Raw genomic sequence first — 16910 nt, forward strand, 5'->3', positions numbered from 1 at the left:
GAAGGCTATTTTATTCCTGAGATACCTATTGGTTGACGTAAGCCATGTGATGGAGAAAAGCGAAGAGCGAAGCACATGAAAAGCAACTATAGTTGTAATCATATCAGCTTATTAGCCGTAATGATTCGGTGTGTTAATAGATATAAAAGCTCAAGGTAAACAGGGGAAAAATAACTAACATCATCCCCCTGCGGGAGAGAATTATGGGGCAGACGGAGAGCGGGTGCTAGGTGAGTATTCAGAAAAAACTATTAGGTTTGCTGACGCTGTTATTCCTATTTGTATTTGCCAATATATTCATGGCTTACTTTTTAGAGCAAAAGAGTGAGCAGAAATTGAGTTGGGTTAATCATACCCATACCTTGCTGTCCTACTCAGATCAGCTTTTATTGGCGCTGGCCAATGCCGAGACGGGGCAGAGGGGGTATCTGCTCACGGGCCAAAGGCATTATCTTCAGCCTTATAACCTTTCGCTTAACACCATCGACGACTTGCTGAATAAGCTCACAATACTCACCCAGGACAACCTGAAACAGCAACAACTGTTAGGGCGCTTGAGCGCAGAGGTGGAGTTTAAAATAGCCGAGTTAAAAGAGTCATTAGCGCTTTACGAGCAAGACCAAGTTGCTGCTATGGCACTGGTGCGCAGTAATTTGGGCCAAGAATATATGGATAATATTCGTCATTATATCGATGATTTTAATCGCGAAGAGCAGCGCTTACTCGACATTCGTGTGGCCGAGCTCAGCGAGGTGATAAGTGATATTAGGACTGTTTTTATCATTGAAATCATAGTGACTCTGTTTTTGGCATTGGCAATCTTTGTGCTGATCAGAAAAGATTTGTTTGCCCCCTTAACTAAATTAGTCGATGCCACAAAGCGAATGGAGGCGGGGGAACGTCAACACCTGACCGATTTCTTGCCCAACAACGAGATCAGTTACTTGATGTCCTCATTTTACAAAATGAGCGAAGCCGTGTTTCAAAAGCATCAGCAACTGCATAAACAGGCGCATCTCGATGAACTCACGGGAGTCAGTAATAGGGTTTGTCTGTTTAAAGACATAAGCCATGCGATAGAGCAGGCGCTGCACAAAGAGACTATTTTGGCATTACTGTTTTTGGATATCGACAATTTCAAACAGATAAACGACAAGCATGGTCATCATTGCGGAGATCAGCTTTTGAAAGTGCTGGCAACAAGACTAACCCAGAGTTTGCGGCGCAGCGACGGTATTTATCGCTACGGTGGTGACGAGTTTATTATCTTGCTCAGTGATATGAGCAGCGTAGAAGAAGTTCATAAAACCCTAGCTGGGGTCGTCGCAAAAATGCAAGGTAGCTTTAGTTACCAAGGGGAAGAGCTGCCGCTGCACTTCAGTCTCGGTGCCGCACTGGTGCCTCAGGACTGCCAAAACAGTGAAACCTTGATTCGATATGCCGATATTGCCATGTACGTGTCTAAGCGAGAGGGACTGCAAAAACTGGTCTATTTCGAGTCCAAGATGCTTGAAGACAATAGCCAACAGCATACGGAGTCTTAACCTTGAGCAGTGCCAGCAAACCTTGAGGCTAACCTTAGGCCAGCATTAACTCGCAAATTGTTGTTCAAACATGAGTTCAAACTTGGCGCCACCTAAGCTCTTACTCTCATCTATGGATAGTGAGCCCTGATAGCTGTCCACCAAGTCACGCACTATGGCCAACCCGATACCATGTCCCTTCGCATAGGTGTCGGCGCGCTTTCCCCGTTCTAAGATGGTTTGCCGCTGAGCCGGGCTAATGCCTTGCCCATCATCTTCGACGCTGATAATGAGCTTGCCTGAGCGGCTTTCAACACTGAGTTCGACTCGTGATTGCGCGGCTTTACAAGCGTTATCCAGCAGGTTACCCAACATCTCGGTCAGATCGCTCTGATCGCCATAAAAGATATCTTGGTTGTCAGGCACCTTGCCATAGTTCAGTTGCACATCAGGGTGGATCTTGACCAAGGTACGCAGCAGTTTATCTGAGACTTGATTGACCTTAATCCCCAGATGCCAGGCGTTACCGGCCGCGCTTTGCGCCCGTTTGAGCTGATGGCCTATGGTGCGGTTAATCTGACTCACCTGTTCCTGTGAGGTCGCACTGAGATCTTTTTGACTTTGAATCACGGCTAAGGGGGTCTTCAGGCTGTGGGCCAAATCAGAAAGCGCATTACGATAGCGGCTGCGCTGGCGCTGCTCGGTACTGAGTAGGGTGTTGAGCTGTTTGGCCACATCCTGCAATTCGTTGGGGTAGTGACCGCTGAGCTGCTGCGCCTCGCCGCGCTGTACTTGTCCAAGCTCCTCTTTAAAGCGGGCCAGGGGTTTTAGTGTCCAGGCCAGCCAGGCAAATTGCGTCGCCAGCAAGACGGTCGTCAAGATAAACAGCCAGGTCCAGAGGTGTTGACTAAAGACCTGTTGTTGCTGCTCGACACCAGCCAAGTCTTTGATGATGTGGACGGTAATGGGGGCACTTAATGATTGCGGCTCAGTCGGGGCAAAGCGCACGCTAAAGCTGTAGATGAGATGGGGTTTGCCGTCCACCGTTATATTGCCAAATTCGCTGCGTCCCACCTTAGGGTGTGGCAGTGGTGCTGTCAGGCTAAGGCCAAGAAAAGAATTAGATGACCAAAGGAGGGCATTGTCAGTTGCGCCGTCGCCTTGGCGGTTGCTAGCAGTTAGGTTATTGCTCTGACGAACAATAATGGCATAAAGGCCAGAGCCGATAACATTAAATTGATTTTCCAGCAGCGCCTCTGGCATATAGAGTTTGTCGTCTTCCATCTCAGTCACGGCTAATACCGAATAGAGGTAGGCGCTCAGCTGCTCATTGACGTTATTAAGCACCTGTTGTTTAAAGGCGTTATTAAGAGTAAAGCCGATGGTGGGTAACAGCAGCAGGATTAATAGCAGCGCGCTGATGATCAGGCGAACCCTGAGGGAGTTAAGTTTGCCCTGTGGGGCTCGCAGACTGCTCATGCAATGGCCTCGGCTTAGTTGTCGTTGTCCAGTGGTTTGAGGCGATAGCCCTGGCCACGCAGGGTCTCAATCAGACCATAATGACCGTCTGGGTCGAGCTTTTTGCGCAGGCGGCGGATAAAGACCTCGATAACATTGGAGTCGAGATCGAAGTCCTGATCATAGATATGTTCGATAAGTATGCTCTTGGACTTCACTTCACCGATATGCAGCATGAAATACTCAAATAGCTTGTACTCTGAGCCGCTTAGACTCACGTTTTGTTCGCCAAATTTAATCTCATGGCTGCTGGTATTAAGGGAATAGGGGCCATTTTGGATTAGGGGACTGGACTTGCCTGCCGCCCGGCGGATCAGCGCCTTGAGGCGAGCGATCAGTTCTTCGGGGTGAAATGGCTTGGTTAGATAGTCATCGGCGCCGGCGTCTAACCCTTCAACCTTGTCCTGCCAGTTGTCGCGGGCGGTGAGTATCAGTATGGGATAGTCTATGCCCTGTTGCCTAAGTTGTGCGATGAGGGCGATACCGTCTAGTTTCGGCAAACCGACATCGATAATGGCTGCGTCATAGGGATATTCCTGCCCCTGAAACAGACCCTCTTCACCATCGCTGGCGATATCTATGGTGTAGTGGGCATCGAGCAGGTGCTGCTTCAAGTTTTCCTGCAGGGCTAAATCGTCTTCAACCAGTAGTAATCGCATTGGCGTGTCCTTTGTTGTTAATCTGGTCTATTGCCTGCGCATCTGCCCGGTAACCGCGTCGATGGCGACATAAAAAACGACACCATCTTGGCTGAGCAATTTAGCGCGGTAGCCGGGATTGCCGTTGACTCGCGTCGATTGTACGCTGAGCACTTTGGCGTTATAGCGTCCCTTTACCATCTGTGTTGCCTGCTGACGATTCTTAACTCTTAGATTTTGATGAGTATTTTTTTGAGCAGCGATTAACATGCTGCTCGTCGACGCCGATATGCCCAAGCCAGAGGCATGCCCTTGCAGTGGCAATATCAGCGTAAGGGTAGCGAGCAAAATTAAGGCTGTTTTCATCAAAATCACCTGTGTTGAATTCTCCGAACAGTGTAAAAGATCCTATAAAAATAAGAAACATATGCCTTCAAACGCGATGTGAGTTAAGAGGTTGCGGGCAAAGGTTAACAAGCATTATGGCTAGTGCCAGATGAACGCTACCTGAATGCTGTAATTGCCGCCATCTTATTGAATTGGTTAATTTTTAATGTTCAGCTTATGTTCATTTTCAATCCTTTCTAATGGCCTTAAGCAAGGCAAAAGCCATTTGATGGAGATTGATTATGAACAGATTCACGATTGAAAATAGTGCGGCCACGGCGGATAACTCTCGCGATGGCCTGGGAAAGCTGGCAAATGCTGTGCAGGCAGCGGCCCTACTCGTGATGCTGGGCAGTGGCGCTGTGATGGCGGCGGATGATTGGGTAAGCTCTGCATCGGTCAGTGTGGCACAAGATCAGCAGACGTTGTCACAAGGTTTTAGCCGCGCCGCACAGGTGATGACTGACACCCAAAAGGCAAGCGCCGAACAGCTTAAGTTACAAGCGGTGACACCGGCGCAGCGCAAGACCCGTGATCAGGTGATTGCCGAGCGCCAGGCATATACACAAGTCGCCGGTAAGACGTTAAAGTCGTCGGCCCAGCGGCTCGAGGCCGGGATTTACCATGAATTTGCTATCTACGAGGCCAGTAGTCGTCTGTTTGAAGATGTTGACTATGACGGCTTCTATCGCACCTTTAGTGTGACCTTCGATGCCGATGTGCATAGTTATTATCTGGGCGAGCATGCCAATGTTTATGCCGATCTCTATCTGAGCCGCAATGGCGGGCCTTGGGAGCTCTACCACACCACTGATGTATTCACTATTGTGGATGATGCCAGTGACGATGACTTTGAAGTGTTAACCACATTACATGCTGGCTATCCAACGGATCATTATGACGTGTTGATCGATCTCTATGAGGTGGGTTACAGCGATATCGTGGCGACCATCAGCAGCGACGATGTGGATGATCTCTATGGTTTGCCGCTAGAAAGCGCCGACCGTGACCAATATTTTGTCGATGAGGAAGTGGTGGTGAGTGGTGGTAGTCTCTCGATGGGATGGCTGGCGAGCTTGCTGGGAGTCGTGGGCATGAGTTATCTCAGACGTCGCCAGCAGGGCTAGTGGTCGCCTTTTGTTCATTAGCTAATTTAATCACTGAATCCAATACTCGGCTAAACCAATCGGACAAGGCTAGATAATCATGAAAATATTGTGGTTATTTAGCCTGCGAATGAAGCAAATTTCACAAAATTTTGCCCATGACAGGCGTATATTACCAATCACTAGGTACACGTCTGTGAAATGGGGGAGACGATGACACAAGAGATTAGGGCCGAACAGGTGAAGGTATACAAGGTGTGGGACAAACCCACGCGTATTTTTCACTGGGTTAATCTTGCATTGGTTATGACGATGATTCTTATCGGCTTTGTGATGCTATTTAAGGGTGAAATAGGCATCAGCGGACTCGAGGCTAAGATAGGCTTGAAGACGCTGCATGTCTGGGTTGGTTACTTGTTTGCGGTTAACCTCACCATCAGGCTGATCTGGGGGGTTATTGGCAGCAAGAGTGCTCGGCTGAGTCAATGCTTGCCGGATCTCAATGGGTTAGCCAAGTATAAGGCCAAGCTGGCTAAAGGGCAGTCACCTCAGTATTTAGGCCATAACCCTATGGGGCGTTTGGCGATATTTGCCATGATGTTATTGTTGGTGACCATAATGCTAACTGGATTGGTGCGCGCCGGAACCGATATCTATTATCCACCATTGGGCGGCGCGATCAGCGAGTATATCGCCCAGCCAGGTGTGGATGGTGCCAGCATTAAACCCTATGACGATACTGGCGTCGATGCGCAAAAAGTCGCGATCTTAAAACCTTTTAAGTCACTGGCTGGTGAGATACATGTGTATAGCGTTTATCTTTTGATCTTGATGATAGCCCTTCATGTGGCAGGGGTGATCGTTGCCGAGCTAAAGCATCAGCCAGGATTGGTTTCTGCAATGATCTCTGGCAATAAGGGTCTTACTAAGCCTGCCGAGGATGAGGAGCAGTAAACCTATTGCCGGTCCAGCCACTATCCTATGGCTGAGTCCTATTTAAAATTTGCAGCTCAGGCTGCATTTTTTATGGCCTGTGACTTGATCAGATTTGGGTGAGTTAACCCCATGGCGGTATTTTGCACTAGGTGGAATTAAAGACTTAATTTTATGCGATTTTTGGTCTAGTATGTTAGCTACTTGTAAATGTTTCGTTTCCGGGGGAAGCATGAAGCGCGCATCTTTGCTGGCACTGTCTTTGGCAAGCCTTACCGCATCAGGATCTGCGATGGCGGTTGCCGATATCAAGGGATATTACTTAGGGGCCATGGCGGGGTATTCCCAGCTTGAGGCGGGAGATTTTGACGAGTCAGCCGTGAGTTACGGTCTCTATGGCGGTTACTACTTCAGTAAAAACTTCGCCCTGGAGAGCACCTATGTGCTGACCGATAATTTTGTCGATGTGGGTGATGTGAAGGCCAATCAACTATCGCTCGCCGCTAAGTTTCATCACTATTTTGATAATACCTATTCGATGTTTATCAAGGCGGGGATGGCGGCCACTAAGGTCGATGCCGATCTCGACTATGATGGTGATGGCTGGCTCTGGGGAGCAGGATTTAATATGGCGTTTAAAAATGGCGTCAATGTTCGTATCGCCTACGAGATGCTCTATACAGATCTTGATGCCAGCGGGCTTGAACAGCAGGTTGAAAGCGATTGGGGCAATGTCTATCTGGGCGTACACTACCAGTTCTAGTCCGAGAGGATGATGTAAAAAACGCAGCTAAGGGCTGCGTTTTTTTGTGTTTGTTCGGCTTAATTGAGTGCGTTATTTACCCGGTAAGTATTTAAATCTGGCCATCTGTTCGCCGTGATGCTCGACGATTTTCGCGACCTGCTCATCACTCAATACCTGACGCCACTGATTCTTACTGCCCTGGCGGAAGAAGGATTTAGCGTTTTCATGTTTTTCGACGAATCCTCGCTTGGTTTCTTGAGCCTTGAGCTGGGCAAATGAGGAGTGCTTAATGGCGTTCTTGAGTCGGTTGGGGTCTTTCTTTAGCCCGAGGAAAGACTCTATTTTGCGAAATACCTTCTTGGGGTTATCTAAGATATCTTCATAACGCAGGATCAGCTTGGCGTCTTCGGGATCTTGAGTCCAACTAGAGACATGCATCGACCAGGAGGTGATCACCTGGGGCACGTTTTCGGGTTCGTTGGGGGTGCCTGTCATCTCTTCCGCCATATAGGCGATGGTTTCATCTATGCTGTAACCAAAGTAGTTAGCCATAGATACCGTCACATCCAAGGGGTTTCGCACGATATAGATGGAACCTGAAGTGACCGTGGAGTTATGCAGCGGGTGATCATTAAAGGTTCCCAGGTAGTTATGGGTCTTTACAAAGGTGGTGCCGTGGGCCTGTCTGGCGATATCGGCCTGCACTGTTGGTCTCAAGGCGCAGATCTCTTCCAGGCTAAGATCGGTTGTCTGGCGACCGTCCTGAAGATGGGCTTGAAAACGGTGCGCTGCTGACTCTGCGGTCGAGATAGTGTGCATTGTGTTGATATCTATCCCTTGCTCGGCATTTTGAATGTAATTCTCAAGAAACGCACGAACCCAAGTGTTGCCTGATTTGGGATAGGAGGCGACCCAAAGTATATTCCCCATCAATAAGTCCTTTCATTATTCTTATGACCAGCTGGACGTAGGTGTGTCCGAGTACAGGGATAAGAAACTACCGATTTGCCAGGCAAATGGCAAGGGAGAGTAAGGTAAGCCTTTCTTTGCTGTGGCGCTTTGCCTGCTAATTCATGGCTAACAGATTGGTTTCATGGCAAAGAGTGGTTATGCTGGATCTCTTTCGGACCATTTTTCGGCAAGGGAGTTAACAATGTTAGGCCAAATCATCCATAAGCCCAGTTTATTGGGCGCCCTGTTTGCTCTGACCGTGAGCCCAAGCCTTTGGGCGCAAGGCAACGAGTTGGCGCAGTCGGTCAAGCAAGCCATGCCGGCGCTCTCCAGCCTCTATCTCGAGCTGCATCAACACCCTGAACTTTCCTATCACGAACAGCAAAGTTCGGCGCGAATAGCCGCCGAATTTGACGCCTTAGGGATGTCGGTTACCCGTGATTTTGGTGGCCATGGCGTAGTAGGCATCTATCGCAACGGCAAGGGGCCGACCGTGATGATCCGCGCCGATACCGATGCCTTACCCATTGTCGAGGAGACGGGTAAAGCCTATGCCTCTAAGGTCACCACTCTAGACGCACAGGGCAATCAAGTTGGTGTGATGCATGCCTGTGGCCATGATGTGCATATGACCAATCTGGTGGGGACGGCTCAGCAGCTGATCAAGGCAAAGGATAAATGGCAGGGGACCTTGATGCTGGTGGCCCAGCCTGCCGAAGAGGTGGGCGGCGGGGCTAAAGCCATGTTGAAACAGGGACTGTTTAGTCAGTTCCCACTCCCTGATCATATTCTGGGGCTACATGTCAGTGCCTCTGTTCCTGCTGGTAAGGTGGCCATCGCCCCGGGTTATGCCCTGGCGAATGTCGATTCTGTGGATATCAGTGTCAAGGGGCGTGGTGGTCACGGTGCCTATCCGCATACAACGGTCGATCCTGTGGTATTGGCGGCGCGCATTGTGCTGGCGCTGCAAACTATCGTCAGCCGCGAGGTGTCTCCCTTGGCACCCAATGTGATCACTGTTGGTTCAATTCACGGTGGCTCGAAACATAACATCATAGGCAACGAGGTGAAGTTACAACTTACGCTACGTTCTTACGATCCTAAGGTGCGTGAGCAGCAGATCGCCGCCATCAAACGCCTTACTCAGGGGATCGCCAGCAGTGCAGGACTGGACGAGACCGAGTGGCCAGACGTTTACGTGCATCAAGAGGAGAGCATTCCCTCGACCTATAATGACCCGAATCAAACCGCCTTGGTGAAGGCGAGTATTGCTAAGCAGCTTGGGGATGACAATGTCTGGGAGGCATCGCCTGTGATGGCTGGAGAAGATTTTGGCTTGTATGGTCTAACCCCAGAGAAGCGCCCCATTACCCTGTTTTGGCTAGGGGCTGTGCCTGCGGATGACTACGCTGCCAGTCAGGTATCGGGTGCGATTTTGCCCTCGCTGCACTCAAGTAAGTTTGCGCCCGACTATCCGGTGAGCCTGGAGGCGGGAGTACAGGCGATGAGCCGGGCGGCGATCGATCTGTTTAACCACTAGCAGCCAAGGGCTAGAGGCCGGGAGGTGAAATTCCCGGCCAGATTTAAAGAGTTAGGGGAGGGTTGGTGTATCGAAGCCGTAACTGGCCAGAATTTCTTGCCCTTGAGGCGACAGAATAAATAGCGCCAGTTCGGCAGCGTGAGGCTGTGCTTCTCGGATCACCGTCAAGCCATAGTTAGCCCCCACACTCAAATGGTCGGGCAGTTGCACTATGTTAAGAGGTTTTACTTCTTTCTGGGCCAGTACGGCATTGGTGCAGTAAGTCAGAAAAATGTCCGCCCGTTTGTTTTCCATCACCCAGGCATAAGGATTACGCCCCTTGGGAGGCTTGGCGCTGTCAGGGCCGCCCGTTAGCTGCAGCGCCTTTGCCTCAAGCCGTTTCTGGGCGCCGACAGATACCTGCTCCGCCCGTTCAAACACTTTAAAGGCGTAGTCGCCAGCGGGATCTGCCTTCGGGGTTGAGGTGCCCAGGCGTATCTTGTTATCTAGCATCTGGTTAAGCAGGTTATCGCTACTGAGCTCAACCTCAGGCTGGGCTAATGCGCAGAGTTTGTTGCGGGCAAACATCACCACATCGCCGCTTAGTGATGCCTGACTCAGGGTTGTTGGATGTTTCATGTTGGCTGAGGCGAACAGATCGACCTTTTCGCCAGATTCGATCCGCTTTCGCAGTAATCCAGAGGGAGCAAAATCTGCTGTCACCACTGCGTGAGTCTTGCCTTGATAGGCGCTAATTATTTCCGTCATCGCGGCCTTTAGGCTGCCTGCGGCGCGAAATTCGATTGCGACATCGTGTGCGGCGAGGTGACTGCTAAAACCGGAGCCGGCAATGAAAAGTGTGCCCAGAATCCACTGATACTTCATGAAGAAAATTCCCTATTACTCATTGAATGCCATATCAAATCATCAGATAAGGGCAGCAGCAATTGCCCGATCAGAGATAAGTTAGACTTTGTCGCACGGATCGCTAAATTAAACTGGTGGCGAGACAAAATGTCGCGCACTAGAGGGAGTCTGTCTTGAGCTTCCTGAATTTGGGTTACTCATTCACGTTTGTCTTATGCCTGCAATTTCTTTGTTCCCGTGCTTTGGTTTTATCTACGAGCTAAGTCGAAAGGTTTGGCCCCGAGCTCTCACATTTGAATGTTTGGTTTGCAATGACGCTGTGGCTGAATATACTACGCCCTTTATAAAATTCATTTTTTCCCTTTTTTATCAACTGGTTAAGTTTGTTTTGCGTGTTGGGTTTTCGCGTTAAAAGAGAGTTGTTATGTTTACATTTTCGACAAAAAAAATACTTATGGCCTTTATTGGAGTAACACTTGTTGCCGGGTGCGCAACGGGTAATACGCCTGAGGCGAAGAAAGCTAATGCTCGCAAGGAGACACAAGAGGCTCTAGGCAGCATCTATGCTCAGCATCCTGGTGCAAAAAAAGCGGTAGCTAACTCAATTGCCCATGTGGTTTGCACTGGCAGTAATAGCTACCTGTTTGCCTTGTCGACTGGCGGCGGGGTTTGTGTACTTAATGAGGGTGGTAAAAGCAGTTACTACCGTTTCGCAACTGGGGGCGTTGGCGCGGGTATAGGTTGGAAGCAGGTTGCCTTTGTACAAGCCTTTATGAAGCGAGATGCTCTGCAAAGATTTAAAGAATCAGGCTATGAGGGACAGGCACAGGCTGAAGCCAGTGCGAAATATAAGGAAAATGATGAGCAAGTGTCTGCCAATCAATCTGTGGATGTCGATGGCGTAAAAACCTATCAGGTTAACCTGTTGGGGGCAGCAGCTCAGGCAACGGTGCAAGGTTATAAATACTGGCCTACCGATTTCAGTGAAGATTTTATGCAGAACAAAGGATAGTCTGATCTAAGGTCATGAGCGCCAAGGCAGGCAGTCTTGGCGCCAGTTAATTTGTCTCAATCAGGTTAGCTTTGGTAAAGCAACAGGCCGATCAGTTGGCCAAAAAAAAATGCCGTCATGCCTAATAATCCGAGTACCGCCAGTGCTAAAAGAGGTTTTAACAGCTCTGGGGTGGCGCTCCATACCTTAATTAGTGAATTCATACTCATCCTTTAGTCACCTTCCCGGGAATGTAATACCCGAGAGACTGTCCGTTCATCCTGCGTTATATATTAGCTTTAGATCTTGCCATAATAAAGTGGCATTCATGTTAAATCTTTTCTTGGTTTAACTATTTCATCAATGCCTTACCGCCAATGATCTTAAACGCTGGAACACCGCGTATCAGCGTTTCTCTGGCAAAACACTGATCACATTGGGGGCAGTGACAGGGAGTATGGGTATCGTCCTCGATAATCCGCTCCTTAAAGCATTTGACCAAGGCGCCTTTACCCCCTTTACGATACTTAAACAGCCTGGACTTGCATTTGGCGCAAAAGATCTCGACCGTGCGCTCCGGTGCTTTCTTGTTGGGTCTTGCCATAGGTTTAAAAGATGATGAACTATGAAGCAAGGTTAACAGGTATCGCGGACTAACTCGAATGGCACCTTGGGATGTCGAGGTTTGTTTGCTTGTTAACCTTAACCTAACTTGGCTATAGTAGTGGCCTGGGTTCAAGGATTGACGTTACTTCATGATAAAAATAATAAAACCTCTATTAGTTACATTTCTCTTTTTACTTTTTTTGCTTGCTATCTCGGTTTATGTGGCGCTTCATTTAAGTCTGCCTAAGTTGTCTGGCGAGGTGAGCAGTAGCAAGATAGCGGCTAAGGTGACCATAGACAGAGATCGTCTTGGCACTGCGGTGATCCATGGTGAGAATCGCCAGGATGTCGCCTTTGCACTGGGCTTTGCTCATGGTCAGGACAGGTTCTTTCAGATGGATCTGCTAAGGCGAAATTCAGCCGGTGAGTTGGCCGAGTTATTTGGTGAGCCCGCCTTGGCGCTGGATAAGTCGCGCCGTTTTCATCAACTTCGTCAACGCGCCAAGCGTATCTATGGGCAACTGCCTACGGCTCAGCAGCAGTTGTTGCAGCGCTATGCCGATGGCGTCAATCAGGCGTTGGCGGCGCAGACCCTTAAGTCGTTCGAGTATCTGCTGACCCACGCCAAGCCTGCGCCCTGGCAACCTGCCGACAGCCTGCTGGTGATCTACAGCATGTATCTGGACTTGCAAGGCAACAGCCTCAAGCGTGACCTGACTCTAGATCATATCGAGCGCCGCTTCGGCAGCGAAATGCGCGCCTTTATTACCCAGACCTCAAATTATCAGGCGGCGCTGGATAACAGTCTGTTTCCCTCTGATCCGCCGCCTGTCCCGAGTATGACCTCTTTGGCTGACACCTCTTTGGCCCAGCGTCTGGCGCTGATGATAGATGAGCCGATTGAGGTGGGCAGTAACAACTGGGCGGTTACCGGTGAGATGACCCACACCGCCAGTGCCATGTTATCCGATGATATGCACCTCTCCTTTGCCGTGCCCATCATCTGGTATCGGGCGCAGCTTAACTATCCTGATGCTAAGGGCAATGCCGTGCAGGTCACCGGGGTGTCGCTGCCTGGCGCGCCAGCTATAGTGGTGGGCAGCAACGGTAGACTGGCCTGGGGCTTTACCAATGCCTATATCGACACCGCCGATTGGGTGGCGCTGGACAGTGACGAGCCGCTTGAGGTGGTCAACGAGACGATCAAGCTACCAAAGAGGGAAGTGGACTTTGCCATCAAGCTGTCGCGCTTTGGCCCTGTGCTGCAAAAAGGCGATCAAGCCTATGCGCTCGCCTGGGTGGCCCATCAGGATTATGCGGTCAACATGGAGCTGATGGCGCTGGAGCAGGTCGATAACGTGCCTGAGGGACTGGCAATGGCCAGCGGCTTTGGGATTCCGGTGCAGAATTTGATGTTGGCCGACAGTCAAGGTCACGCCGGATGGCAGCTCGCGGGCGCCGTGCCCGCCAGAACCTTGACCAGTGATATCGCACTAACAAGCGAGCAGATTGAGTGGGCGAAGTGGCAGCAAAGGGATAGCGAGTTGCCTTCGCGTCTGGATCCGCCCGGCGGCCGGTTATGGAGTGCCAACGCCAGAGTGATGTCGACCCATGACGCGCAGCGTTTCGGCGATGGTGGTTATGCCCTGGGGGCCAGAAGCGCGCAGATCCGTGACAGATTGCTGGAGCAGGAGAAGTTCGATGAGGGCGATTTTTATCGGATTCAGCTCGATAACGAGGCGCGCTTCTATCGTCCCTGGCAGAGCTACCTGTTAGATGCTTTGATGCGTGAGCCCAAGCGCTTCGCCAAGGATATAGTACAGATCAGAGACTGGCAGGGCTGCGCCTGCGCCGAGTCTGTCGGCTTTACCCTGGTAAAAGCGTTTCGCAGTCAGATCCTTAACAGCGCCTTTGCCCCCATCGAAGCCGAGCTGGCCAAGGAGCAACTGAGCCTGGCGGTGCTAAAACGTTATCTTGAGCCTGGTATCTGGCAACTGCTCAAACAAGCGCCCAGCGACTGGCTACCCAAAGAGGTCGCCAGCTGGGATGAGTTAGTGATCGCCAGCTATGTCGCCGCCCGTGATAAGCTGCTTAGCCAGTACAGTGACGATGGCGAGCTGAGCGCGCTTAACTGGGGGCGGGTTAATACCCTAGCAATACAGCATCCTTTTAGTCGTCAGATGCCGTTCTTGAGTCGTTTCCTGGATATGCCTCAGGTGGCGGGCTTTGGTGACACCTTTATGCCAGCAGTGCAGCGCAAAAGTTTTGGCGCCTCCCAGCGCTTTATCGTGCAGCCAGGATATGAAGAGCGCGCCATCATGACGATACCAGGCGGTCAATCTGGTCATCCCTTGTCGAAATATTACCGGGCTGGATTTGGTGAATATGCTCGCGGCGCAGTCACGCCGCTGCTTCCTGCTGAGATAGAGGCGAGTTTGACCTTAGTGCCAAGCCAAAAGCAAGGCTAAGGCGCGCAGCTAGAATGTTAATTTAAGTTGCATTACTGATTGTATATTGGCCACTTACTTTGAGAGTGTGGATTGGTCAAACAGTTAACAAAGAGTAAGGAAATTCAACTGATGATTCAAAATCAATTATGTGGTTATTGTAATGTTAAGTTAACCAAAGAAGAGAATAGTCAAACTTGTCGTTCGCGAGAGCATTTGATTCCGAATGCAGCTTTGACCCAGAAAAGAAATTATGCTGAAGCGGATTTTTATGTTTGCAGAAGGTGCAATTTAAACAAGAGTAGAATGGACTACATAATTGGTTTTATTGCAAAAATACAGGCTAGTGATCCCGATATTGCTCTACAGGCCATTGCTAATGCTAAAAAGAAAAAGTTGGAAAATCAAAGATTTGAAAAGATGATAGATTCTACTGTTTTCAATGGTACAAACTATGAAATGACTATGCCGTTTACGGTGAATGAATTAGATTCGTATGTTTTATATTTAGCTAAGGGGCTTTATTTTAGAACATATAAAAAAACATTGAATACAACTCTTTTTATGGTTGATTTCAATTTGATTAATAAAAGAATGATAGATTCTATTTCGAGCTCTTATAGTATGATTCATGAATCAGATCCTATTGAAGATCTTAAGAAAAACCCTAATGCCGAACTCATTTTAAAAGGAGAGTGCATACTCATTCAGGGAGAAGGAGGTAAGCGTAACTATCTGATATTTTTCCAAAATGGGTTTGGCCTGCTCATCAATATAGTTAGACGTTCTCATAAAAATGTGAAGAAAAAACTAGACTACCTAAAAACTTTTTCTTCATTTCAATCCTAACTCGTCTTTTTGATTTTTTTGTTATAAATAGATTCTATTGTTTCAGGTTGTTTTTATTAACCTTTCATATTGAATGTATAAGACTTGAATGGTTATCGTAAAAAGCCACCGCTAGGGTGGCTTTTTTATGGCTGAAGAGAAGCGTTAAGCCAGTGGCTCAAGCGGTTTGTAGCGCAATAGCTCGGCCGGTAGCTTGACCCCTTGGGCGCTGATGGCGTTGATACGCGCTAGATAGGCGGCGCCATACATCAGGTGTTTGGCAAGATCCACCGCGTGACGCTTGCTGTAGTCGTCCAGGTAGCTGCCCTTGGCCCATTGGTTGAAGGCGCCAAGTGCGGGGCCTGCCCAGATCTGATAGTCCATCTCACGGCCTTGCTCACCTGTGTTTGACCAGCGGCTAGACAGCCCCAGATACCAGCGGAAGATGAGCGCCATCTTACGCTTGGGGTTACCCTCGGCGCGCTCTATCTGCTTAGGATCGCGTTCATTAAAGTGAGCAACCGTACCGGCCCAGATCTCATCCAGGCTCGCGCGAAACACCTGCTTCTCCAGCTTGTCGCGCTCATCAACGGGTATCGCCTCTATCGAGTCGTAGCGGCTGTAAATCTCATACAGCTTATTGGCGCGCATAGGGAACAGGGTGCCACGCTTGACGACCTGTAGCTTAACGCCCATCTCAAACATGTCTGCGGCCGGAGCCATGGTTACATCCGCCATTTCGGTTGTGGCCAGCAGCTTACGGGTGTGGTCGCTGGCGCCAGCCTCGACACAGGCTTGGTTGATGGAGCCTGTGACTATGTAGGCGGCGCCCATGTTAAAGGTGGCCAGGGCCGCATCTGGGGTACCAATGCCACCGCCACAACCCACGCGCAGGGGCGTCTCATATTGATACTTGGCCTGGATCTCCTCCTTAAGCGCTAGGATGGTGGGCAGCAGAGTCACCAGAGGACGGTTGTCTGTGTGACCACCTGAGTCTGCCTCGGCGGTGATATCATCCGCCATGGGCACCAGTTGAGCCATTGCCATCTGATCATGGGTGATCAGGCCTTCATCGACCAGCTTTTGCAGCATCTTGACGGGCGCAGGTTGCATAAACTTTTCTGCTACTTCGGTGCGGCTCACCTTGGCAATCACCTTGTTGCCGATAATGACGTGACCGTTGGCGTCGCGGCTTAGGCCTGCGGCGCGGTAGTAAACGATTTGCGGTGTTAGTCCCAGAAAGGCCGAGGCTTCTACTGTGCGTACCTTGTGTTTAAGGAAGAGCTCGACACTGCCGCGCTCGAGCGCAGGCTCGCTGGGGCTGTGGATCAGGTTAAACATGTAGGGGCCATTAGGTAGCGCGGTTTGGATACGCTCGATTGCCTGCTCGACTCGGCTTGGGATCAAACCTGCCGCGCCAAAGGAGCATAAGATCCCCGCCTTGCCCAGGGCGATCACTAACTCTTCTGATGAGATGCCGTTGGCCATGGCGCCGGCGTAGTAGGCGTATTTGACGCCGTGAACCCGGCGGAAGTTGCTGTCGCCCAGGCTCTCTGTGCCCAGTGCCGGGGTGAAGGCGCTGACAGGATGACCGGTTGCCTGCTCGCCTGTCGCCAGGCTGGCCTCTGTGGCGATACCTACGCCTTGGTCGCCATCGTTGACCACATAGCAGGCGCGGCTGAAATCTTTAAGCTGGCTCGCCATGGTGGCGCTGTCAAAGCTTATCTTGCTGTCGCTTACCTGCCATGGCCAAGGTGAAAGCTGCTCGTTTGCGGTAGTTGGATTCATTTAAACAAGAACCTTATTTAATGATGGCCGACTTAGGCAGTGCCTTGCACCTCTCCTAAGCCA

The 16910-nt window shown here is 50.0% G+C and carries 16 protein-coding genes; 8 read left to right on the plus strand and 8 right to left on the minus strand.

Features of this window, described 5'->3' with window-relative positions; translation table 11 throughout:
- Positions 1-230 precede the first annotated feature (230 nt).
- Positions 231-1544, plus strand: a complete 1314-nt coding sequence (locus NY07_RS01260; RefSeq protein WP_052125441.1) for a diguanylate cyclase domain-containing protein — start codon at positions 231-233, stop codon at positions 1542-1544.
- Positions 1545-1589: 45 nt separating this feature from the next.
- Here the strand turns inward: NY07_RS01260 and NY07_RS01265 are convergent, their stop codons facing one another.
- Genes NY07_RS01265 through NY07_RS01275 form a run of 3 tightly spaced genes read right to left on the minus strand, consistent with a single transcriptional unit; the run spans position 1590 to position 4045 of the window.
- Positions 1590-3002 (minus strand): ATP-binding protein, encoded by a 1413-nt coding sequence (locus tag NY07_RS01265; protein ID WP_033537519.1) that lies wholly within the window; start codon positions 3000-3002, stop codon positions 1590-1592.
- 14 nt (positions 3003-3016) lie between these two features.
- The gene (locus tag NY07_RS01270) at positions 3017-3700 is read right to left on the minus strand and encodes a response regulator transcription factor (RefSeq protein ID WP_033537520.1); all 684 of its coding nucleotides are present in this window, start codon (positions 3698-3700) and stop codon (positions 3017-3019) included.
- A 27-nt stretch (positions 3701-3727) separates the two neighbouring features.
- The gene (locus NY07_RS01275) at positions 3728-4045 is read right to left on the minus strand and encodes a PepSY domain-containing protein (RefSeq protein ID WP_033537521.1); all 318 of its coding nucleotides are present in this window, start codon (positions 4043-4045) and stop codon (positions 3728-3730) included.
- Between the two features lie 263 nt (positions 4046-4308).
- Here NY07_RS01275 and NY07_RS19575 point away from each other — a divergent pair, with 263 nt between their 5' ends.
- The 3 genes from NY07_RS19575 to NY07_RS01290 all read left to right on the plus strand — a co-directional run bounded on the left by NY07_RS19575 (position 4309) and on the right by NY07_RS01290 (position 6868).
- On the plus strand, positions 4309-5193 hold the full coding sequence (locus NY07_RS19575) for a choice-of-anchor H family protein (protein WP_052125442.1): 885 nt from the start codon (positions 4309-4311) through the stop codon (positions 5191-5193).
- Positions 5194-5385: 192 nt separating this feature from the next.
- Positions 5386-6126 (plus strand): cytochrome b/b6 domain-containing protein, encoded by a 741-nt coding sequence (locus NY07_RS01285; RefSeq protein ID WP_033537522.1) that lies wholly within the window; start codon positions 5386-5388, stop codon positions 6124-6126.
- Between the two features lie 211 nt (positions 6127-6337).
- Complete coding sequence (locus NY07_RS01290) at positions 6338-6868, plus strand: outer membrane beta-barrel protein (protein ID WP_033537523.1); 531 nt, start codon at positions 6338-6340, stop codon at positions 6866-6868.
- A 72-nt stretch (positions 6869-6940) separates the two neighbouring features.
- Here the strand turns inward: NY07_RS01290 and NY07_RS01295 are convergent, their stop codons facing one another.
- A complete protein-coding gene (locus tag NY07_RS01295; RefSeq protein ID WP_033537524.1) occupies positions 6941-7780 on the minus strand; it encodes a sulfotransferase domain-containing protein in 840 nt (279 codons plus the stop codon).
- A gap of 223 nt (positions 7781-8003) precedes the next feature.
- On the opposite strand from NY07_RS01295, the gene NY07_RS01300 reads away from it, so the two are divergent.
- A complete protein-coding gene (locus tag NY07_RS01300) occupies positions 8004-9341 on the plus strand; it encodes a M20 metallopeptidase family protein (protein ID WP_052125444.1) in 1338 nt (445 codons plus the stop codon).
- A gap of 51 nt (positions 9342-9392) precedes the next feature.
- Here the strand turns inward: NY07_RS01300 and NY07_RS01305 are convergent, their stop codons facing one another.
- Positions 9393-10205, minus strand: coding sequence for a molybdate ABC transporter substrate-binding protein (locus tag NY07_RS01305; protein ID WP_033537525.1), 813 nt, complete (start codon positions 10203-10205; stop codon positions 9393-9395).
- 406 nt (positions 10206-10611) lie between these two features.
- Here NY07_RS01305 and NY07_RS01310 point away from each other — a divergent pair, with 406 nt between their 5' ends.
- On the plus strand, positions 10612-11199 hold the full coding sequence (locus NY07_RS01310) for a hypothetical protein (protein WP_033537526.1): 588 nt from the start codon (positions 10612-10614) through the stop codon (positions 11197-11199).
- A gap of 65 nt (positions 11200-11264) precedes the next feature.
- On the opposite strand, the gene NY07_RS19495 is transcribed toward NY07_RS01310, so the two are convergent.
- Together NY07_RS19495 and NY07_RS01315 are read right to left on the minus strand one after the other, a co-directional pair.
- Positions 11265-11402 carry a hypothetical protein gene (locus tag NY07_RS19495; protein WP_157704951.1) on the minus strand — a complete coding sequence of 46 codons (138 nt, stop codon included), beginning with the start codon at positions 11400-11402 and terminating at the stop codon, positions 11265-11267.
- 128 nt (positions 11403-11530) lie between these two features.
- Complete coding sequence (locus NY07_RS01315) at positions 11531-11782, minus strand: hypothetical protein (protein WP_033537527.1); 252 nt, start codon at positions 11780-11782, stop codon at positions 11531-11533.
- 151 nt (positions 11783-11933) lie between these two features.
- On the opposite strand from NY07_RS01315, the gene NY07_RS01320 reads away from it, so the two are divergent.
- Positions 11934-14252 (plus strand): penicillin acylase family protein, encoded by a 2319-nt coding sequence (locus NY07_RS01320; protein ID WP_033537528.1) that lies wholly within the window; start codon positions 11934-11936, stop codon positions 14250-14252.
- A 111-nt stretch (positions 14253-14363) separates the two neighbouring features.
- Positions 14364-15080 (plus strand): hypothetical protein, encoded by a 717-nt coding sequence (locus NY07_RS01325; RefSeq protein WP_033537529.1) that lies wholly within the window; start codon positions 14364-14366, stop codon positions 15078-15080.
- Between the two features lie 144 nt (positions 15081-15224).
- Here NY07_RS01325 and pfaD read toward each other — a convergent pair whose 3' ends face one another.
- Entirely contained in the window at positions 15225-16847 is a 1623-nt protein-coding gene (pfaD, locus tag NY07_RS01330) for an eicosapentaenoate synthase subunit PfaD (RefSeq protein ID WP_033537530.1), read from the minus strand.
- Positions 16848-16910 lie beyond the last annotated feature (63 nt).

This window comes from Shewanella sp. ECSMB14101 (assembly GCF_000773485.1).
Classification (GTDB): Bacteria; Pseudomonadota; Gammaproteobacteria; order Enterobacterales; family Shewanellaceae; genus Shewanella; species Shewanella marisflavi.